This is a genomic window from Bradyrhizobium jicamae (genome assembly GCF_018130695.1).
Classification (GTDB): domain Bacteria; phylum Pseudomonadota; class Alphaproteobacteria; order Rhizobiales; family Xanthobacteraceae; genus Bradyrhizobium; species Bradyrhizobium jicamae_B.
Genome location: NZ_JAFCJX010000034.1, coordinates 42,096 through 59,587, shown reverse-complemented (window position 1 = coordinate 59,587; position 17,492 = coordinate 42,096). Strand labels below are relative to the sequence as shown.

Genomic DNA, 17,492 nt, shown 5'->3' with positions numbered 1-17,492 from the left:
CAATGTCTGCACGACAGATGCGCCTTGCTTACGAAGCGTTCAATTGGAGCGAGCGGCCTGCTTTATAGCCGCGGGATAAGCGGCGTGGCACCGCGTATAGGAAAGCCATAGGAACGGCGAGCCAGAGCATGATCCGGAAAAGTGTGCAGCGGTTTTCCGAAAAGATCATGCTCAAACAAAGAGCTAAAGCGCGATGACGATTCAACCTTATCTCATCGCGCTTTGGGCAGTTGAGGGGGCTTTTGGCCCCCTCATAAGGGATCAGCGATAGTGCCCGTGCCCGCGGTGGTGATGCCCGTGGTGGTGCGGCCGCGGATGATGATGGTGCCGGTGATGCCAGCCATGATGGCGCGGCGGGCCGTAATAGCCGAATGAGCGGTAGGCGTTCGGCTGCCAGTGGCAGCGGCCCCAGGAATTACAGGCCCAGCGCACCTTCTCGACGCCGGATGTTTCGCCCGCGATGTGGCCGGCCTGTGGCAATCCATTCGGCATCGCCGAGGCCGTAACAGACATCAGCGCGGCGCTTCCGAACGCGGCCAGTCCGATCATGGCAAGCTTGAAGTTCATTGCAGTCTCCTTGGTTGGAGACTGCATAACAGCAGCGCAGCGTTTCCGTTGCTGCGACAAATCGACGGACACGCGGAGAACGTCGATACAAACCGCATTTCAGCGCCGCTATTCGCGCTGTTCGCTGTCGAGGCGACATTCAGCCGCGCGACAGCTCGCGGATCCGCTGCGCGCTGGTTTCGTCACGCGGCCGCTTTATCGCCACAAAATCCACGACCCTTCTGCGCCCGATTTGGACTTTTGTCTCCTTTGATATATCGCCTTCGGCGCTATTGTCGTTCGCAACAAAAAGCGTTTTCCAGCGAAGTGGACACCGGTTCGCGTGAAGAAAACGTGTCAAAACAAGAATCTGGATTCCCGTTCCGATTTAGTCGGAACGAGGGTCTAGCCCAAGAAAAAACAGGAAACGCCATGCCATTGACACGCCGGAGACTCATCGCGGGCAGTGGCGGCGCGCTGGCGCTGCTGGCCGGTCTGCCGGCCCTGGCGCAAGGCGACTATCCGAGCCGCACCATCAAGATGATCGTGCCCTATCCGGCCGGCGGCACCACGGACCTGCTTGGGCGCCTGGTCGCCGACCAGATCAAGACCGGCCTGAACGCCACCGTGATTGTCGAGAACAAGCCCGGCGCCGGCACCACGCTCGGCGCCGAGCAGGTCGCGAAATCCGATCCAGACGGCTACACGCTGCTGATGGCGACATCGACGACGCTCGCGATCAACAAGACGCTCTACAGGAAGCTGCCTTATGATCCCGTGACGGATTTCGCCGCCGTGGGATTGGTCGCCGGCGTGCCTTTTGCGCTGATCGTCAATCCGTCGCTTCCGGTGAAGTCTCTCGCCGAATTCATCGCCTATGCGAAGTCGAGGCCGGGCCTCGCCTATGGCTCGGCCGGCAACGGCAGCCCGCAGCATCTCGGTGCCGAGATGCTGAAGGCGGCTGCCAGGATCGACATCCGCCACGTGCCCTATCGTGGCAGCGTCGCGGCGATGCAGGACGTCGTCGCCGGCCACATCCCCTTCATGATGGTCGATCTGCAGCCGGCGCTGCAGCAGATCCACGAGGGCAAGGTGAGGGTGCTCGGCGTCACCACGCCGAAGCGCGTCGCGGCCGCGCCCGATATCCCGACCATCGCCGAAAGCGGTCTGCCCGGCTTCGAGCTGGTCGCCTGGCAGGGGGTGGTCGCGCCGGCGCATACGCCGAAGGTGATCGTCGACCGGCTCGCCGGTGAGATCGGCAGGCTGGTCGCCGATCCCGCAACGCGCGAGCGGCTGAAGACGCTGTCGCTCGAACTCTTGCCGCCATCGACACCCGATAGTTTTGCCGCCTACATCAAGGCAGAAGTCGACCGCTGGGCCGTGATCGTGAAAAATTCCGGCGCCGACATCGAATAACAACAATTTAATGTACGGGTCCGGCGATGGAAGCCTGCAAGGAAGTCTTCAAGCCATGACCGACGCCAACGTCCTCATCGTCGGTGCCGGACCGGTGGGGCTCACGCTCGCGATTGATCTGGCTTGGCGCGGCATCGACGTGACCGTCGTCGAGACGCGCGCGCCAGCCGCACCGCCCGAGCCGAAATGCAATCACGTCGCCGCGCGCACGATGGAGATATTCCGGCGGCTTGGCCTTGCCGACAAGGTGCGCAACGCCGGATTGCCCGCGGACTATCCGCACGACGTCAGCTACCGCACCTCCTTCACCGGACAGGAGCTGACACGGATCAAGATCCCCTGCCGCCGCGACCGCTTCACGGCCAGAGATGGACCCGATTGCAACTGGCCGACGCCGGAGCCGCCGCACCGGATCAACCAGATTTTTCTCGAGCCGATCCTGTTTGCGCACGCCGCCGCTCAACCGCGCATCCGCATCGTCAACCGAACATCAGTCGACAATGTCGTGATCGAGGACACCGGCGCGCGCGTGGACTTGCGCGATCTCGACACCGGCACGATCACGTCCCTCGAGTGCCGCTTCCTGATCGGCTGCGACGGCGCGCGCTCGATCGTGCGCAAGGCGATCGGCGCGGAGTTCGAAGGCGATGCCGTGATCCAGCGTGTGCAGTCGACCTATATCAGCGCGCCCGGCCTGATCGATCTGCAACGATGCGAGCGCGCCTGGGGGACGGGTGCGATCAATCCGCGCCGCTCCGGCATGGTCTATGCGATCGACGGACGCGAGCGCTGGCTGGTGCACAATTACATGAAGCCGGGGGAGGGCGATTTCGAGGACGTCGACCGCGATGCGTCCTTGCGCACCATCCTCGGCGTCGATGCTGATTTCAAATACGAGATGCTGTCGAAGGAGGACTGGTACGGCCGCCGCCTGATCGCCAGCCGCTTCCGTCATCGCTGCGCGTTCATCGCCGGCGACGCGGCGCATATCTGGGTGCCCTATGCCGGCTACGGCATGAATGCGGGCATTGCGGATGCGATGAACCTGTCATGGCTGCTGGCGGCGCATCTCAACGGCTGGGCGCCGGCTGCGATCCTCGATGCCTACGAGGCCGAGCGCTTGCCGATCACAAGCCAGGTCTCGAAATTCGCGATGTCGCATGCGGAGGCCGAGATCCGCCGCCGCGGCGCGGTGCCGGCCGAGATCGAGGAGGAGGGGCCGGACGGCGATGTCGTGCGCGCGGCGGTCGGCCGGCTGACCTATGAGATCAACGTGCAGCAATATGCCGCCGCAGGTCTCAATTTCGGCAGCTACTATGATCGCTCGCCGATCATTGCCTATGACGGCGCCGTGCATCCCGCCTACACGATGAACAGCTACACGCCGTCGACCGTGCCGGGCTGCCGTACGCCGCATGTGGCGATGGCGGACGGCGGCTCGCTTTACGATGCGATGGGGCCGGAATTCACGCTGCTGCGGCTTGATGCCGCGATCGACGTCACGTCGCTCGTGGCCGCGGCCGAACGTCGCGGTGTGCCGCTCAGGGTTCTCGACCTTCAAAGTCAAAGCGATTTGCAAAACAAAAGCGCCGCCATCGATGACGGCAGCGCTCTGATCCTGTCGCGACCGGACCAGGTCGTCGCCTGGCGCGGCAAACACCCTCCGGTCGACTCGCTTGCGCTGATCGACCGGGCGCGCGGGGCTGCCAGCCAAAGCGCGATCGGGATCGCGCCTTAGTTTTCGTTTTGAGCATGATCTTTCCGGAAAACCGCTTCGCACTTTTCCGGATCATGCTCGCGAACGATTAGTCCTCGTTGGCGGCAATCGATTCCATCAAGGACACCAGCTGGCGTTGCACGGTCTGGTCCTTGATCTTGCTGTAGGCGCGCAGCAGGCGCAGGCTGAACGCGCTGTCGAGGAACAGCAGGCTCTCGACCTCGCGGGCCTTGTTGTCGCCGTCGTAGAAGAAGGTGACCGGCACGTCGAGCGCGGTCGCGATCTGCTGCAGGCGGGCTGCGCCAACGCGGTTGACGCCCTTCTCGTACTTCTGGACCTGCTGGAAGCTGACACCAAGCTTGTCGCCGAGCTCGGCCTGGGAGATCTTCTGCTCCACACGGCGCAGGCGAATGCGCTTGCCCAACTCAATGTCCGGCTTGCCGGCACTGCGCTGTTTCATCTTCTTTGCTGCTGATCTGTTCATTCTGGTGACCCGTCCTTCAATCGGGAATCCCTGAGCGGATGCGTCAGGGATTCGTCCATAATGTACCGCGTTAAAGTTCCTTTGGACCGTTCAGTTCGTTCAGTCAGAACCACGGACATCCAAGAGATCTCGGGATGGCATCCAAACGCATGCGCGCAGTGGATACACCCGGATACCGACACCCTCAACTACCTAAAGTCGCTGATGTCCGAGATACCCGAGGATATCTCGCCCAGTACATTTGGCAAAATATTGGCCGATACACAACTAGCGCGAGTTTGATCGCCACAGATTTTGCCTGCATGCTTACCGCGGCTATTCGCCGGCCAAACCAGTATTTCTACGGAGCTGGCGCGACGCACTGATCTTACGGGCGCGGAATGACGGATGCAACCCTTGATGGTGAGCTACCCAAGGTCGAAACATCCCGACACGGTAGTGCCGGTCATATTTGATGAAATACAGCATCGATTGTGACCGGCCGCGCCCGGATTCGCTTGTCCGATTGTTGCTGGACAATTGCTCAAAAGTTCTTGATCATCAGGAACTATACTGATTGCCCGACCACAGCGTGTAATATTGGTGGAGAGGCCTATGAAACGTAAATCGGGAACGCCTCGGATTTATCTGGCGAGTTCGGGAATGGGGAACATGCCGGTCGCAAATACTGAAGAACGATTGCTGTCGCTGTTGGCGACGTTGGAAGAATGCCGGGCCTTTTTGCTCGACAAGGCGAGTGCCGAGACCGCACAGCTGTTGTCGCTCGCCATCCTCGAACTGCGGATGGAACTGCACAAGGTCACGGACGGCGAGTTGAAGGCGCTCTGCGACATGATGTCCGAGGAGCACCAAGCGCCGGAGCCGCCGCCTCCCGCCCTGACCAGACGGCTGCCGCCGTACCTGAAGCTGGTGAAGTAGGCGGTCCCTCAAACCAAAACGCCCCGCGCAGCCCGCGGGGCGTTTTTGTCTGGTCCGCGTTTGCCGGATCCGCGACGGCTTTGCTTGATTCAACCGGCGGTGACGTCGACGGTCTCGGCACCGTCGAGCACGCGGTGCGCCTGGTCGCGGTCGAGATCGCCTTCCCAGGCCGCGACCACGACGGTGGCGACGCAGTTGCCGATCAGATTGCCGAGCGCGCGCGCCATGCCGATGAACCAGTCGACCGACAGCACCAGCACGAGACCGATGGCGGGGATGCTGGGCACCGCGTTCAGCGTCGCCGCCAGGATCACGATCGCCGAACCGGGCACGCCATGCGCGCCCTTGGAGGTGATCAGCGAGACCCCGAGCACCAGCAAGAGGTCGCCGAACGACAGCGGCGTGTTGGTGGCCTGCGCGATGAACACCACCGCCAGCGTCAGGTAGATCGAGAAGGCGTCGAGGTTGAAGGAGTAGCCGGTCGGGATCACGAGCCCGACCACCGACTTCTTGACGCCGAGCGCCTCCAGCTTCTTCATGATCTGCGGCAGCACGGCGTCGGACGAGGCGGTCGCCAGCACGATCATCAGTTCCTCGCGCAGGTAGCCGAGGAATTTGAGGATGTTGACGCCGGCGAGCGCCAGCACCCCGCCGAGCACGCCGAGCACGAAGATCGCCAGCGAGACGTAGAACAGCATGACCAGCGACAGCAGCTGCTTCAGCGAGCCGACGCCGTATTTGCCGACGGTGTAGGCGACCGCGCCGAGCACGCCGAGCGGGGCGACGCGCACGATCAGGCCCATGGCGCGGAACAGCACGGTCGAGGCCGCGTCGATGAAGGAGGTGATCTTCTCGCCCTTCTCGCCGCCGACCAGCGCCAGGCTGGTGCCGAAGATGATGGCGAAGAACAAGACCTGCAGCACGTCGTTGCGCGCCAGCGCGTCGAACGAGGTGGTCGGGATGATGTTCATCAGGAACGAGCCGATGCCGCCGCCCTGCAGCTTGTGCGCATTGTCGGCATAGGAGCCGAGCGCCTTGGCATCCAGCGTCGCGGTGTCGATGTTCATGCCGTGGCCCGGCCCAAAGAGATAGGCGAGCAGCAGGCCGACGATCAGCGCGACCGTCGTCATCGCCTCGAAATAGACCAGCGCCTTGACGCCGACGCGCCCGACCTTCTTGAGATCGCCGGCGCCGGCAATGCCGTGCACCACGACGCAGAACACGATCGGCGCCACGATCATCGAGATCAGCTTGAGGAAGGCGTCGCTGAGGATCTTCAAGCCGACGGCAAAGTCGGGCGCGGCCATGCCGAGCACGATGCCGAGCACCAGCGCCGCCAGCACCTGGACGAACAAGGACGTGTAAAGCGGCTTGCGCGCCTCGGTGGCGGCTTCCGCGGTGATGGTCGACATGACTGCTACTCCCCCATGATGCCGGTCGAGCCCGAACCCCGGATCACGTAGCAACTTGCGTGCCAAAATGTCGCATCAGGACGTGCGCGAATCCGGCCCCGGCGACGCGCGGCTGCCCAAATTTGCGGCGGAAGCTGCAGGTGTTAGGTTGCCTGGTCGAGCGCACAGGTCACGGTGGTGACGACGCCGCGGGGCAGGAAGTCGACGGTTGCCGAGCCGCCGAGCTGGTCGCGGGCGCTGCGCTCGATCAGCCGCGAGCCGAAGCCGCGCTGCACGGGGGCGGTGACCAGCGGGCCGCCGGCCTCGGTCCAGATCAGCCGCAACTGCTTCCCCGAGCTCTCCTGCAGGATCTCCCAATCCAGCGTCACGGTGCCGGTGTCGTTCGACAGCGCGCCATATTTCGTCGCGTTGGTCGCGATCTCGTGCACGATCATCGACAGCACCACCGCAAGCCGCGGCGACAGCGGCACGGGCGGACCGAACATCCTGACCCGGTCGGGATTGTTGATCCGGTAGGGCTGCAGCACGCGGTTGATCACGTCCTGCAGATCCGAGCCCTGCCATTTCGCGGTGCTGAGCAGATTGTGTGCTTCGGCGAGTGCGCCGAGGCGGCCCTCGAAGGTCTGGCGCTCGGCGCGGGTGGCGCTGCGGAAGGTCTGCGCCGCGATCGACTGCAGGATCGCCAGCGTGTTCTTGACGCGGTGGTTGAGCTCCTCGATCAGGAGATCGTGCAGCATCTCGCCGCGCGCGATCGTGGTCGCCATCCGCAGCGCAAAGGCAAGGCCGACCAGCAGCAGCACGCCGCCGATCACAGAGGTGATCGCCAGCGTCCGCCACAGTGGCGCCACCAGCGAACTTTCCGGAATGCCGGCCGCCACCGTCCAGCCGGTGAGCTTCGATCGCGTGAAGCTCGTGATCAGCGGGACGCCTTCGAGCGAGACCGTCGGCAGGGTGGCTTCCTCACTGCGAAACATCTCGGCATGGAGCGAGGGCGAGGCGCGCTGGCCGATGGTCTGCTCCGGGTTCGGAACGCGTCCGAGATTGACGCCTTCGCCGTCGAAGATAGAGATGGTCCACTCCTGGCTCAGGCGTTGTTGTTCGATGATTTTCTGGAACACCTCGATCGGCGGGCTGAAGGAGAGATCGTAGATCACTTCGCCGCCTCGGATTGCCGGCACCTCGACGGTGACGATCGGGCGCTTCTTCACGGCGCCGACGAACAGGTTGGAATATTGCGGACGCTTGGTCGAAAACACCTTCTCGACGATCTCGAGGTTGTTGCGTGGCGGCAGGCTCGCGGTATCAGACGTCACCGAGGAGAACAGCTGCCGTCCGCGGCGATCGGCGACCAGTATGACGCCGTCCTTGCCGTACTGGTCGAGGAAGCCGGTCGCGACCCTGCGGAAATTGTCGAAGTCGCCGTTGCGCAGCGAGTTGGTCAGCGCCAGCACCTGCAGGCCGCCGGTCATGCGCTGCATCTCGGCGTCCAGCACCAGGCGAATGCTGCGCACCGTCTCGAGCACGCGCTGGCTCGCGTCCTTGCGGTCCTGGGCGTAGTTGTTGAAGACGATGCCGACCGCGAACACGATCAGCGGCAACATCGTCCCCGCGACCAGGAGCGCGAGACGCACTGGCAATGTCAGTTTCGGCACAAAGAATCCGGATCCACGCCCAATGGCAGGGAGCATAGGAGAGGCGGCGAAAAACCGCCAAACAAATAGCCGGGATTAAAGTCGTAGGCCGCGGTGCAGCAGCGTGCACCGCGGAAAGTGCGCGCCTCAGAGATTGCTCTCGGTGATCGCCGCATAGACCATGGTGCGCAGCTCGCGGCGCAGCGGGTAGGCGCTCGACGGCAGCACCTGGGTCATGAAGATCGTGATCAGCTCCTCGGCCGGATCGATGAAGAAGGAGGTCGTCGCCGCGCCGCCCCAATTGTACTCGCCGGGGCTGCCGGCGATCAGCGTCAGTGCGGGGCTCATGGTGACGGCGAAGCCGAGGCCGAAGCCGATCCCGTTATAGGTGGCCTCGGAGAACAGCGAGCGCGACATGCCCGGCAGGTCCATGCCGCCCGGCAGATGGTTCGAGGTCATCAGCGCCAGCGTCTTCGGCCCGATCAGCCTGACGCCGCCGAGCTCGCCGCCATTGAGCAGCGCGCGGCAGAAGGTGAGGTAGTCGGCGGTGGTCGAGCACAGCCCGCCGCCGCCCGAGATCAGCGAGGGCGGTTGCAGGAACGAGCTCGTGGTCGGATCGTCCTGCAGGGTCAGCGTGCCGTCGCGTTCGGCGGCCATGCCGATCTGGGAGGCGGCGGAGTAGCAGGCGGCGAAGCGGTGCGCCTTGTCGGCCGGCACGAAGAAATCGGTGTCATTCATGCCGAGCGGCTTGAAGATGCGCTCCTTGAGAAACTGCTCGAACGGCTGACCTGAGATCTTGCCGATGAGATAGCCGAGCACGTCGGTGGCGACGGAATAGTTCCAGGCTTCGCCCGGCGAGAACTCCAGCGGGATCTTGGCGAGTTCCTCGATCATGCTGTCGAGCGTGCCGGTCTTGATGACCTCGCCGATCTTCTTCTCGCGATAGGCCGCATCCACATTGGAGCGCTGCTGGAAGCCATAAGTCAGACCGGACGTGTGGCGGAGCAGGTCGACGATCAGCATCGGCCGGGTCGGCGGCCGCGTCAGGAAGGCCGGCGCGGTGCCGGCGACGAACACGCCGAGGTTCTTCCATTCCGGAATGTAGCGGGAGACCGGCTCGTCGATCGCAACGCGGCCTTCCTCGACCAGCATCATGAAGGCGACCGAGGTGATCGGCTTGGTCATGGAATAGATGCGGAAGATGGTGTCGTCCTTGACCGGCACCTTGCGCTCGAGATCGGCAAAGCCCTGGCTCACCGAATGCACCACCTTGCCGCGGCGATAGATCATCACCTGTGTGCCGGGGAAGCGGCCGCCGTCGATGTAGCGGGACTTCAGATGCGCTTCGAGGCGATTGAGGGCGGCAGTCGACATGCCCGCGGATTCGGGCGAGGCGGGGGTGGGGGCTAGCATGGGGCTCTTCTCCGGTTGGATTTCAGGCCTTGATAGCCGAAAAGTGTGCCGCGTTCCAAGCGCTTGGCGCTTAACCGCACGGGAGCGCTGGTGTAGGCTCGTATCAGCCATTTGGGCCAAGGAAACGCCAAAAATGCCCCAGTTCAACGAAGCCGAACTCACCGCCGCCGTCATCCGCAGCTTTGACAATACGCCGAACCCGCGCGCCAAGTTCCTGCTGCAGGAATTGGTGAAGTCGCTGCACGACTATGTCAGCAAGACCAACCTCACTTTCGACGAGTGGGACTACGCAATCAATTTCCTCACCCGCACCGGCCACACCTGCACCGACATCCGCCAGGAGTTCATCCTGCTCTCCGACGTGCTCGGTGTCTCCATGCTGGTCGACGCCGTCAACCATCGCGACCGCGACGGCGCCACCGAGACCACGGTGCTCGGCCCGTTCTATGTCGGCGAGCACAAGGTGACCGCGCACGGCACGGATATTTCCGAAGCGCTCGACGGCGAGCGGATGTACGTGCAGACCCGCGTCACCGACCTCGAGGGCAAGCCGATCGCGAATGCGCCGGTCGATGTCTGGCATGCCGATGGCGACGGCTACTATGATTCACAGAAGCCGGAGTTCCTCACCGAAGGCCCGGTGTCGCGCGCGCGCTTCATCACCGATGCCGACGGCAGTTTCCATTTCAAGACGATCCTGCCCTGCAGCTATCCGGTGCCGACCGACGGCCCGGTCGGCGAGATGATCAAGCAGACCAACCGTCATCCGATGCGCCCCGCGCACATCCACTTCCTGGTCGCGGCCAAGGGCTACGAGCCCCTGATCACCCACGTCTTCATGGAGGGCGACAAATATCTCGACTCCGACGTGGTGTTCGGCGTCAAGGATGAGCTGATCGCGAAGATCGAGAAGCGCAGCGATGCGACGATGCCCGACGGCAGCAAGGCCTCCGCGCCATGGCATCTGATGACCTACGAATTCCACGTCAAACCGGGCGAGGGCGCGCCGCCGGCGCCGCTCGGCACCAAGCCCGCAAAGGTTTCCGAGCCCGCCGAGTAACGCCTGAAAGTTGATCTGCTCAATCCTTGTGCGACGCACAAGGATTGGGCGAATCGCAAAAATCGAATGCGGTCGCCCGCCGCGCCGCGAGCTGCGACATCCTGCGCAAGCTTATCTGTTCCATCGTCTTTTTGCGCTGCAGCGTATCTGGCACGATGCTTGAATAGTTAGTCGTCGACGCCATCGACGCCGTCCCTTGAGACCAATGATCCGAATTGTGTTGCCGCAAACCGGGGCCACCCCGGAACGCGCCCCCGTGCGCGATTGGCGTGCGGCAGTACCAGACGGACGGCAGCCCTCAGCACAGACGCAGAAGGACGAAGACACGACATGACCAAGCGCAACGACCGTCTTGCAGGCCGCGGAATGAACCGTCGCCAGCTTCTCAAAGCGGCCAGCGGCACGGCGGCCCTGCTCGCCGCCGCCAAACTGAATTTCCCGGCCGGCGCGTTTGCGCAAGGCGCGGGCCCCGAAGTGAAGGGCGCCAAGCTCGGCTTCATCGCACTGAGTGACGCCGGTCCCCTGTTCGTCGCCAAGGACAAGGGCCTGTTCGCCAAATACGGCATGCCCGATGTCGACGTGCAGAAGCAGGCCTCATGGGGCACCACGCGCGACAATCTCGTGCTCGGCTCCGAAGGCAACGGCATCGACGGCGCGCATATCCTGACCCCGATGCCGTATCTGATCTCGGCCGGCAAGGTGACGCAGAACAACCAGCCGACACCGATGTACATCCTGGCGCGGCTCAATCTCGACAGTCAGTGCATCTCGGTCGCCAAGGAATATGCCGACCTCAAGCTCGGCGTCGACGCCACGCCGTTCAAGGCGGCGCTGGAGAAGAAGAAGGCGTCGGGCAAGGCGGTGAAGGCGGCGATGACCTTCCCCGGCGGCACGCATGATCTCTGGATCCGCTACTGGCTCGCCGCCGGCGGCATCGATCCTGACAAGGACATCGAGACCATCGTGGTGCCGCCGCCGCAGATGGTCGCCAACATGAAGGTTGGCACCATGGATTGCTTCTGCGTCGGCGAGCCCTGGAACCTGCAGTTGATCCACCAGGACATCGGCTACACCGCCGTCAACACCGGCGAGCTCTGGAACAAGCATCCGGAGAAGTCGTTCGCGATGCGCGCCGCCTGGGTCGACAAATATCCGAACGCGGCGAAGGCGATCACGATGGCCGTGATGGAAGCTCAGCAATGGTCCGACAAGGCCGAGAACAAGCAGGAGCTCGCCACCATCATGGGCAAGCGGCAGTGGATGAACTGCCCGGTCGAGGACGTCTACGACCGCACCGCCGGCAAGTTCGACTACGGCATTCCGGGCAAGGTGGTCGAGAACTCGCCGCACATCATGAAGTACTGGCGCGACTTCGCCTCCTATCCCTACCAGAGCCACGACCTCTGGTTCCTCACCGAGGATATCCGCTGGGGCAAGTACGAGGCGAACTTCGATACCAAGGCGCTGATCGGCAAGGTCAACCGCGAGGACATCTGGCGCGCCGCGGCCAAGGATCTCGGGGTGCCTGCAGCCGAGATTCCGACCTCCACCTCGCGCGGCAAGGAGACCTTCTTCGACGGCAAGGTGTTCGATCCCGAGAATCCCTCAGCCTATCTGAAGTCGCTGTCGATCAAGCGCGTCGAAGTCTGATTTGAACTTGGCCGCGCGCCTCTCGCGCGCGGCTTCTCCCTTTGCATCACGGAGATTCATTTTCAATGTCCATGCCTGCCCTCAAGACCGAAGTCACCACGGCGGCGATGCCGGCGCCCGTGATTGCGGCGCCGGTTGTCACGCTGACGCCGAAGTCGGCGCCGCGCGCCGAGAAGTACGCCAAGATGGCAAGAGAGGCTGCGGTGCGCGTGGTGCCGCCGCTGATCGTGCTCGCGCTGCTGCTGGTGGTGTGGGAGTTGATCTGCCGCCGCGCCGGCTCGACCCTGCCGCCGCCGTCGCGCGTGTTCAAGGACACCAAGGAGCTGATCCTCGATCCCTTCTTCGATCATGGCGGCATCGACAAGGGCCTGTTCTGGCATCTCTCCGCGAGTCTCCAGCGCGTCGCGCTGGGCTATTCGATCGCAGCCGTCGCCGGCATCGCGCTCGGCACGCTGGTCGGGCAATCGGTCTGGGCGATGCGCGGGCTCGATCCGCTGTTCCAGGTTTTGCGCACCATCCCGCCGCTCGCCTGGCTGCCGCTCTCGCTCGCCGCGTTCCGCGACGGCCAGCCGAGCGCGATCTTCGTCATCTTCATCACCTCGGTGTGGCCGATCATCATCAACACCGCGGTCGGCATCCGCAACATCCCGCAGGACTACCGCAACGTCGCCGCCGTCGTGCAGCTCAATCCGCTGGAGTTCTTCGGCAAGATCATGATCCCGGCGGCCGCGCCCTACATCTTCACGGGCCTGCGCATCGGCATCGGCCTGTCATGGCTTGCGATCGTCGCAGCCGAAATGCTGATCGGCGGCGTCGGCATCGGCTTCTTCATCTGGGATGCGTGGAATTCCTCGCACATCAGCGAGATCATCCTGGCGCTGTTCTATGTCGGCATCATCGGCTTCGTGCTCGACCGCCTGATCGCGGGGCTCGGCAAGTTCGTGACCCACGGCACCTCCGTGAGCTGAAGGAAACAGACCCATGCAGCACGCCTATCTGAAGCTCGACCACATCGACAAGTCCTTCACCCGCGGCAATGCCACGACCGAGGTGCTGAAGGAGATCAACCTGACGATCGACAAGGGCGAATACGTCTCGATCATCGGCCACTCCGGCTGCGGCAAGTCGACCCTGCTCAACATCGTCGCCGGCCTCACCGGCACCACGCAAGGCTGCGTGCTGCTGGAAAACCGCGAGGTCAATTCGCCGGGACCGGATCGCGCCGTGGTGTTCCAGAACCACAGCCTGCTGCCGTGGCTCACGGTCTACGAGAACGTCAAGCTCGGCGTCGACAAGGTGTTCTCGGCGACCAAGACCCGGGTCGAGCGCCACGCCTGGGTGATGCACAATCTCAATCTGGTGCAGATGGCTCATGCCAAGGACAAGCGCCCGAGCGAAATCTCAGGCGGCATGAAGCAGCGCGTCGGCATTGCACGCGCGCTCGCCATGGAGCCGAAGGTGCTGCTGCTCGACGAGCCCTTCGGCGCGCTCGATGCGCTGACCCGCGCGCATCTGCAGGACTCCGTGATGGCCCTGCACCAGAAGCTCGGCAACACCATCCTGATGATCACCCACGACGTCGACGAGGCCGTGCTGCTGTCGGACCGGATCGTGATGATGACCAACGGCCCGAGCGCACGGATCGGTGAGGTGCTCGAGGTGCCGCTGGCGCGCCCGCGCAAGCGGCTCGAGCTCGCGACCAATCCGGCCTACCTCAAATGCCGACAGCGCGTGCTCGAATTCCTCTACGAGCGGCATCGGTTTGTGGAGGCGGCCTGATTCTTCTTTCGGCCTCGCCGCAACGACGCGGCGAGGAAACCTTTGTGCAAGGAGGCACAGATGACCCCGGAACAGATCACGCTTGTCCAGGACAGTTTTGCCAAGGTCGCGCCGATCTCCGAGCAGGCCGCGACGATCTTCTACGATCGCCTGTTCGAGGTGGCGCCCGCGGTGAAGCCGATGTTTCCCGCAGATATGACCGAGCAACGCAAGAAGCTGATGGCGACGCTCGCCGTCGTCGTCAATGGTCTGGGCACGCTCGAAGCCATCCTGCCCGCCGCGAGTGCCCTCGCCAAACGTCACGTCGCCTATGGTGCCAAGCCGGATCATTATCCCGTGGTCGGCAGCACGCTGCTCTGGACGCTGGAGAAGGGCCTCGGCGAAGCCTGGACGCCGGCCGTCGCCGCGGCCTGGACCGCAGCCTACGGCACGCTCTCGACCTACATGATCTCGGAAGCCTACGGCACCGCGCAGGCCGCGGAGTAGAGCAAGCGAAGCGGCCTCGAAAGTCACCTCGCCCCGCTTGCGGGGAGAGGTCGGATCGCATGCAGCGAAGCGCAATGCGATCCGGGTGAGGGGGAGCCTCCACGAACTCTTTTGCCAATTATTTTGCGGAAGCTGCCCCTCACCCCAACCCTCTCCCCGCGAAGAGCGGGGAGAGGGGGAAGAGCGACGCGCACTCACCCGTCCCCGTGCATCTTCTCCAAAAACTCCTTCACGCCGCTCACCACACCCGTATTCACCGCGACGTACCCAGGCAGCGCACCGACCGCCTTGCGAAACTCCGCGCTCCGCATGATGTCGAGCACCCGCTGCATCGGCTCGCTCTCCAGGAAGCCGCGTTTGCAGACGAAGAAATAGTCCTCGGTCAACAGGCGGATGAAGTCGAGCCCGAACTGCGTTGCCGCGGCCTCGACGCCAAAGCTCGCATCCGCCATGCCGCTGGCGACATAGGCCGCGACCGCGGCATGGGTGAATTCGATCTGCTGCGCGCCGTTGATCCTGCTCTCGGGGATCTTGTGCTGCGCCAGGAGTTGATCGAACAGCAGCCGTGTCCCGGAATCATGATCGCGGTTGACGAAGCGCGCCTTGCGCGCGACCAGATCCTTCAGTGAGGCGATCTTCAAGGGATTGCCGCGCTTCACCATCAGCCCCATCTCGCGCGTCACAAAGCTGATCACGCGATCCTCGCGCGGGTCGAGCCATTCCTTGCACGCTCTTATGCCCTGCGCGCGCAATTCGCCGCGCGGCAGGTGCACGCCGGACAGATCGCAGGCGCCCTGCGCCAGCGAGACCAGCGAGTTCTGGTTGCTGACATAGCGCAGGTCGACGCCCATGCCGCTCTCGCGGTCGAGGAATTCGCGCAGCTTCGACACCGCAAAGCCGTGGCTGGCATGGACGCGGATCACCGAGGGACGCTGATGCAGGAACGGCTTGATCTCGGTCGCAAGCTCCTGCGCGAGGTTTTCCAGCTGCAGCCCGAGCCGCGCCTGCATGCGTTCGCCGGCCCACACCAGCTTCTCGCCGAACGGCGTCAGCTTCGAGCCCTTGCCGCGCTGCGTCTCCACCAGCGGCACACCGAAGAACTCCGACCATTGCTCGATCAGGTTCCAGACATGGCGATACGACAGCTGCGCATCGTTGGCGGCGCTGGTGATCTTCCCCGTCTTCCTGATCTCGTTGAGGATGCCGAGCATCACGACCGCAGTCTGCGGGCTTTTTTCCTTGCGAAACCGCCAGACGGTCTCGATCTCGATCTGCAGCATCGTGGCCTCACTTATGAAGTCTGATTCATATTAGGGCATGCCAATAGGCACAACATATCATATTTACTGCGGTTAAAATCCCCCTAGGCTGGATCCAGCACAGGAAGAAATATGATGTCGATTGCATATGATTATGCCGAGGCAACTCCCAGCCGGTCCGCCATCCGGGACGAACTGCTGCTGATCGACGGTGCCCGCGTCCGCGCGGCGTCCGGCCGAAGCTTCAAAACCCTCAATCCCGCGACCGAGCAGGTCATCGCGTTAGTCGCGGAAGGCAACGAGGTCGATGTCGACCGCGCCGTCGCCGCCGCGCGCCGTGCTTTTGAAGGACCATGGCGCACCATGCGCGCCGCCGAGCGCGGCCATATCCTCGCGCGCTGGGCCGAACTGCTGAAGCAGCATGTCGACGAGATCGCTGCACTCGAAAGCCTCGATGCCGGCAAGCCGATCTCGGCGGTGTTGCGTCAGGATTTCAAGGCCGCGGTGGACACGCTGACCTATTACGCCGGCTGGGCCGACAAGATCTCAGGCGACGTGGTCGCAACCCGCGATGACGCGCTGACCTACACCGTGCGCGAGCCGGTCGGCGTGGTCGCCGCCATCGTGCCGTGGAATTTCCCGCTGATGATCGGCATGTGGAAACTCGCGCCGGCGCTGGCCTGCGGCTGTACCATCGTGATGAAGCCGGCCGAGCTGACGTCGCTTTCCGCGCTGCGGATCGCCGAGCTCGCGCTCGAGGCCGGCCTGCCGCGCGGCGTGTTCAACGTCGTCACCGGCCCCGGCCGCGTGGTCGGCGATGCCCTGGTCAATCATCCCGATGTCGACAAGGTGACGTTCACGGGCTCGCCCGGCGTCGGCCGTGGAATCATGAAGGGCGCGGCGTCCAACTTCAAGCGCGTGTCGCTCGAGCTCGGCGGCAAATCCGCCAACGTGATCTTCGACGACGCCAATCTCGAAGCCGCATCCAAGGCCGCCGCCGCCGGCATCTTCTTCAACGCCGGCCAGGTCTGCTCGGCGGGCTCCCGCGTGCTGGTGCAGAAGAAGGCCTATGACGAAGTCGTCGATCGCCTGGTCGCCCGCGCCGAAGCGCTCCGTATTGGTGATCCCGCCGACCGTGCCACCGCGCTCGGCCCCGTCATCTCCGAGAAGCAGATGCGTTCGATCCTCGACTATGTGGAGATCGGCCAACGTGAAGGCGCGCAGCTTGCGACCGGCGGCGAGCGGGTCGGTGATCGCGGCTATTTCATCCGGCCGACGGTGTTCGCCAACGTCGCACACGAGATGCGCATCTCGCAGGAGGAGATTTTCGGCCCCGTCGTCAGCGTGATCAGGTTCAAGGACGAGGCCGATGCGCTGCGATTGGCCAACGGCACCGCCTACAGCCTCGCCGCCGGCGTGTGGAGCGCCGACATCGGCCGCGTGCAGCGCTTTGCGAAGAAGGCGCGCGCCGGCACGGTGTGGATCAACACCTATGGCTACACCGACGTCCGCCTGCCATGGGGCGGCGAACGCGACTCCGGCCTCGGTCGCGAGCACGGCACATCAGCGCTCGACAATTTCACAGAGCCGAAGGCGGTGTGGATGAACCTCAACGTTTGACGGCGCGTTGCGCCGGTGACCAAGGGCGGCGCAACAGACACAACTGTCGTCCTGGCTTTCGCCTGGCTTTCGCCGGGACGACGATGAGGAGGCACGATCGC

General features: G+C 63.8%; 16 protein-coding genes. 9 read left to right on the top strand and 7 right to left on the bottom strand.

The genetic code is table 11. The features are described from left to right. Nucleotides 1-261 precede the first annotated feature (261 nt). On the bottom strand, nucleotides 262-567 hold the full coding sequence (locus JQ604_RS34920; protein ID WP_212365270.1) for a hypothetical protein: 306 nt from the start codon (nucleotides 565-567) through the stop codon (nucleotides 262-264). 411 nt (nucleotides 568-978) lie between these two features. Here JQ604_RS34920 and JQ604_RS34915 point away from each other — a divergent pair, with 411 nt between their 5' ends. Both JQ604_RS34915 and JQ604_RS34910 read left to right on the top strand, forming a co-directional pair. After that, nucleotides 979-1,962: a Bug family tripartite tricarboxylate transporter substrate binding protein gene (locus tag JQ604_RS34915; protein ID WP_212365269.1), complete on the top strand. Its 984-nt coding sequence runs from the start codon at nucleotides 979-981 to the stop codon at nucleotides 1,960-1,962. 55 nt (nucleotides 1,963-2,017) lie between these two features. Next, entirely contained in the window at nucleotides 2,018-3,700 is a 1,683-nt protein-coding gene (locus JQ604_RS34910; RefSeq protein ID WP_212365268.1) for an FAD-dependent oxidoreductase, read from the top strand. 67 nt (nucleotides 3,701-3,767) lie between these two features. Here the strand turns inward: JQ604_RS34910 and JQ604_RS34905 are convergent, their stop codons facing one another. Further along, entirely contained in the window at nucleotides 3,768-4,163 is a 396-nt protein-coding gene (locus tag JQ604_RS34905; RefSeq protein ID WP_016844123.1) for a helix-turn-helix domain-containing protein, read from the bottom strand. A 594-nt stretch (nucleotides 4,164-4,757) separates the two neighbouring features. On the opposite strand from JQ604_RS34905, the gene JQ604_RS34900 reads away from it, so the two are divergent. Next, entirely contained in the window at nucleotides 4,758-5,081 is a 324-nt protein-coding gene (locus JQ604_RS34900) for a hypothetical protein (protein WP_212365267.1), read from the top strand. Nucleotides 5,082-5,170: 89 nt separating this feature from the next. On the opposite strand, the gene JQ604_RS34895 is transcribed toward JQ604_RS34900, so the two are convergent. The 3 genes from JQ604_RS34895 to JQ604_RS34885 all read right to left on the bottom strand — a co-directional run bounded on the left by JQ604_RS34895 (nucleotide 5,171) and on the right by JQ604_RS34885 (nucleotide 9,537). Then, nucleotides 5,171-6,493, bottom strand: coding sequence for a dicarboxylate/amino acid:cation symporter (locus JQ604_RS34895; protein ID WP_212365266.1), 1,323 nt, complete (start codon nucleotides 6,491-6,493; stop codon nucleotides 5,171-5,173). A gap of 143 nt (nucleotides 6,494-6,636) precedes the next feature. After that, entirely contained in the window at nucleotides 6,637-8,145 is a 1,509-nt protein-coding gene (locus JQ604_RS34890; protein ID WP_212365265.1) for a sensor histidine kinase, read from the bottom strand. Between the two features lie 126 nt (nucleotides 8,146-8,271). Beyond that, nucleotides 8,272-9,537, bottom strand: coding sequence for a serine hydrolase domain-containing protein (locus JQ604_RS34885; protein ID WP_212365264.1), 1,266 nt, complete (start codon nucleotides 9,535-9,537; stop codon nucleotides 8,272-8,274). 133 nt (nucleotides 9,538-9,670) lie between these two features. Here JQ604_RS34885 and JQ604_RS34880 point away from each other — a divergent pair, with 133 nt between their 5' ends. Then, nucleotides 9,671-10,597, top strand: a complete 927-nt coding sequence (locus JQ604_RS34880) for an intradiol ring-cleavage dioxygenase (RefSeq protein ID WP_212365263.1) — start codon at nucleotides 9,671-9,673, stop codon at nucleotides 10,595-10,597. A gap of 19 nt (nucleotides 10,598-10,616) precedes the next feature. Here JQ604_RS34880 and JQ604_RS34875 read toward each other — a convergent pair whose 3' ends face one another. Continuing rightward, on the bottom strand, nucleotides 10,617-10,781 hold the full coding sequence (locus JQ604_RS34875) for a hypothetical protein (protein WP_212365262.1): 165 nt from the start codon (nucleotides 10,779-10,781) through the stop codon (nucleotides 10,617-10,619). Nucleotides 10,782-10,927: 146 nt separating this feature from the next. On the opposite strand from JQ604_RS34875, the gene JQ604_RS34870 reads away from it, so the two are divergent. The 4 genes from JQ604_RS34870 (at nucleotide 10,928) to JQ604_RS34855 (ending at nucleotide 14,512) form a co-directional block, all read left to right on the top strand. After that, nucleotides 10,928-12,247, top strand: a complete 1,320-nt coding sequence (locus JQ604_RS34870; RefSeq protein ID WP_212365261.1) for a CmpA/NrtA family ABC transporter substrate-binding protein — start codon at nucleotides 10,928-10,930, stop codon at nucleotides 12,245-12,247. 65 nt (nucleotides 12,248-12,312) lie between these two features. Continuing rightward, the gene (gene ntrB, locus JQ604_RS34865) at nucleotides 12,313-13,215 is read left to right on the top strand and encodes a nitrate ABC transporter permease (RefSeq protein WP_212365260.1); all 903 of its coding nucleotides are present in this window, start codon (nucleotides 12,313-12,315) and stop codon (nucleotides 13,213-13,215) included. 13 nt (nucleotides 13,216-13,228) lie between these two features. Beyond that, nucleotides 13,229-14,026, top strand: a complete 798-nt coding sequence (locus tag JQ604_RS34860) for an ABC transporter ATP-binding protein (protein WP_212365259.1) — start codon at nucleotides 13,229-13,231, stop codon at nucleotides 14,024-14,026. 60 nt (nucleotides 14,027-14,086) lie between these two features. Then, nucleotides 14,087-14,512 carry a globin family protein gene (locus JQ604_RS34855; protein WP_212365258.1) on the top strand — a complete coding sequence of 142 codons (426 nt, stop codon included), beginning with the start codon at nucleotides 14,087-14,089 and terminating at the stop codon, nucleotides 14,510-14,512. Nucleotides 14,513-14,706: 194 nt separating this feature from the next. Here the strand turns inward: JQ604_RS34855 and JQ604_RS34850 are convergent, their stop codons facing one another. Further along, nucleotides 14,707-15,792, bottom strand: a complete 1,086-nt coding sequence (locus JQ604_RS34850; protein WP_212365257.1) for a substrate-binding domain-containing protein — start codon at nucleotides 15,790-15,792, stop codon at nucleotides 14,707-14,709. 114 nt (nucleotides 15,793-15,906) lie between these two features. On the opposite strand from JQ604_RS34850, the gene JQ604_RS34845 reads away from it, so the two are divergent. Then, nucleotides 15,907-17,391 carry an aldehyde dehydrogenase family protein gene (locus JQ604_RS34845; RefSeq protein ID WP_212365256.1) on the top strand — a complete coding sequence of 495 codons (1,485 nt, stop codon included), beginning with the start codon at nucleotides 15,907-15,909 and terminating at the stop codon, nucleotides 17,389-17,391. The last annotated feature ends 101 nt before the right edge of the window (nucleotides 17,392-17,492 follow it).

What these genes read in the sequence shown, in the direction of transcription:
- JQ604_RS34850 (WP_212365257.1), bottom strand. Translation starts at nt 15,792, where the DNA reads ATGCTGCAGATCGAGATCGAGACCGTCTGGCGGTTTCGCAAGGAAAAA.
- JQ604_RS34875 (WP_212365262.1), bottom strand. Translation starts at nt 10,781, where the DNA reads ATGGCGTCGACGACTAACTATTCAAGCATCGTGCCAGATACGCTGCAG.
- JQ604_RS34860 (WP_212365259.1), top strand. Translation starts at nt 13,229, where the DNA reads ATGCAGCACGCCTATCTGAAGCTCGACCACATCGACAAGTCCTTCACC.
- JQ604_RS34885 (WP_212365264.1), bottom strand. Translation starts at nt 9,537, where the DNA reads ATGCTAGCCCCCACCCCCGCCTCGCCCGAATCCGCGGGCATGTCGACT.
- JQ604_RS34920 (WP_212365270.1), bottom strand. Translation starts at nt 567, where the DNA reads ATGAACTTCAAGCTTGCCATGATCGGACTGGCCGCGTTCGGAAGCGCC.
- JQ604_RS34895 (WP_212365266.1), bottom strand. Translation starts at nt 6,493, where the DNA reads ATGTCGACCATCACCGCGGAAGCCGCCACCGAGGCGCGCAAGCCGCTT.
- JQ604_RS34845 (WP_212365256.1), top strand. Translation starts at nt 15,907, where the DNA reads ATGTCGATTGCATATGATTATGCCGAGGCAACTCCCAGCCGGTCCGCC.
- JQ604_RS34880 (WP_212365263.1), top strand. Translation starts at nt 9,671, where the DNA reads ATGCCCCAGTTCAACGAAGCCGAACTCACCGCCGCCGTCATCCGCAGC.
- JQ604_RS34855 (WP_212365258.1), top strand. Translation starts at nt 14,087, where the DNA reads ATGACCCCGGAACAGATCACGCTTGTCCAGGACAGTTTTGCCAAGGTC.
- JQ604_RS34900 (WP_212365267.1), top strand. Translation starts at nt 4,758, where the DNA reads ATGAAACGTAAATCGGGAACGCCTCGGATTTATCTGGCGAGTTCGGGA.
- JQ604_RS34910 (WP_212365268.1), top strand. Translation starts at nt 2,018, where the DNA reads ATGACCGACGCCAACGTCCTCATCGTCGGTGCCGGACCGGTGGGGCTC.
- JQ604_RS34905 (WP_016844123.1), bottom strand. Translation starts at nt 4,163, where the DNA reads ATGAACAGATCAGCAGCAAAGAAGATGAAACAGCGCAGTGCCGGCAAG.
- JQ604_RS34915 (WP_212365269.1), top strand. Translation starts at nt 979, where the DNA reads ATGCCATTGACACGCCGGAGACTCATCGCGGGCAGTGGCGGCGCGCTG.
- ntrB (WP_212365260.1), top strand. Translation starts at nt 12,313, where the DNA reads ATGTCCATGCCTGCCCTCAAGACCGAAGTCACCACGGCGGCGATGCCG.
- JQ604_RS34870 (WP_212365261.1), top strand. Translation starts at nt 10,928, where the DNA reads ATGACCAAGCGCAACGACCGTCTTGCAGGCCGCGGAATGAACCGTCGC.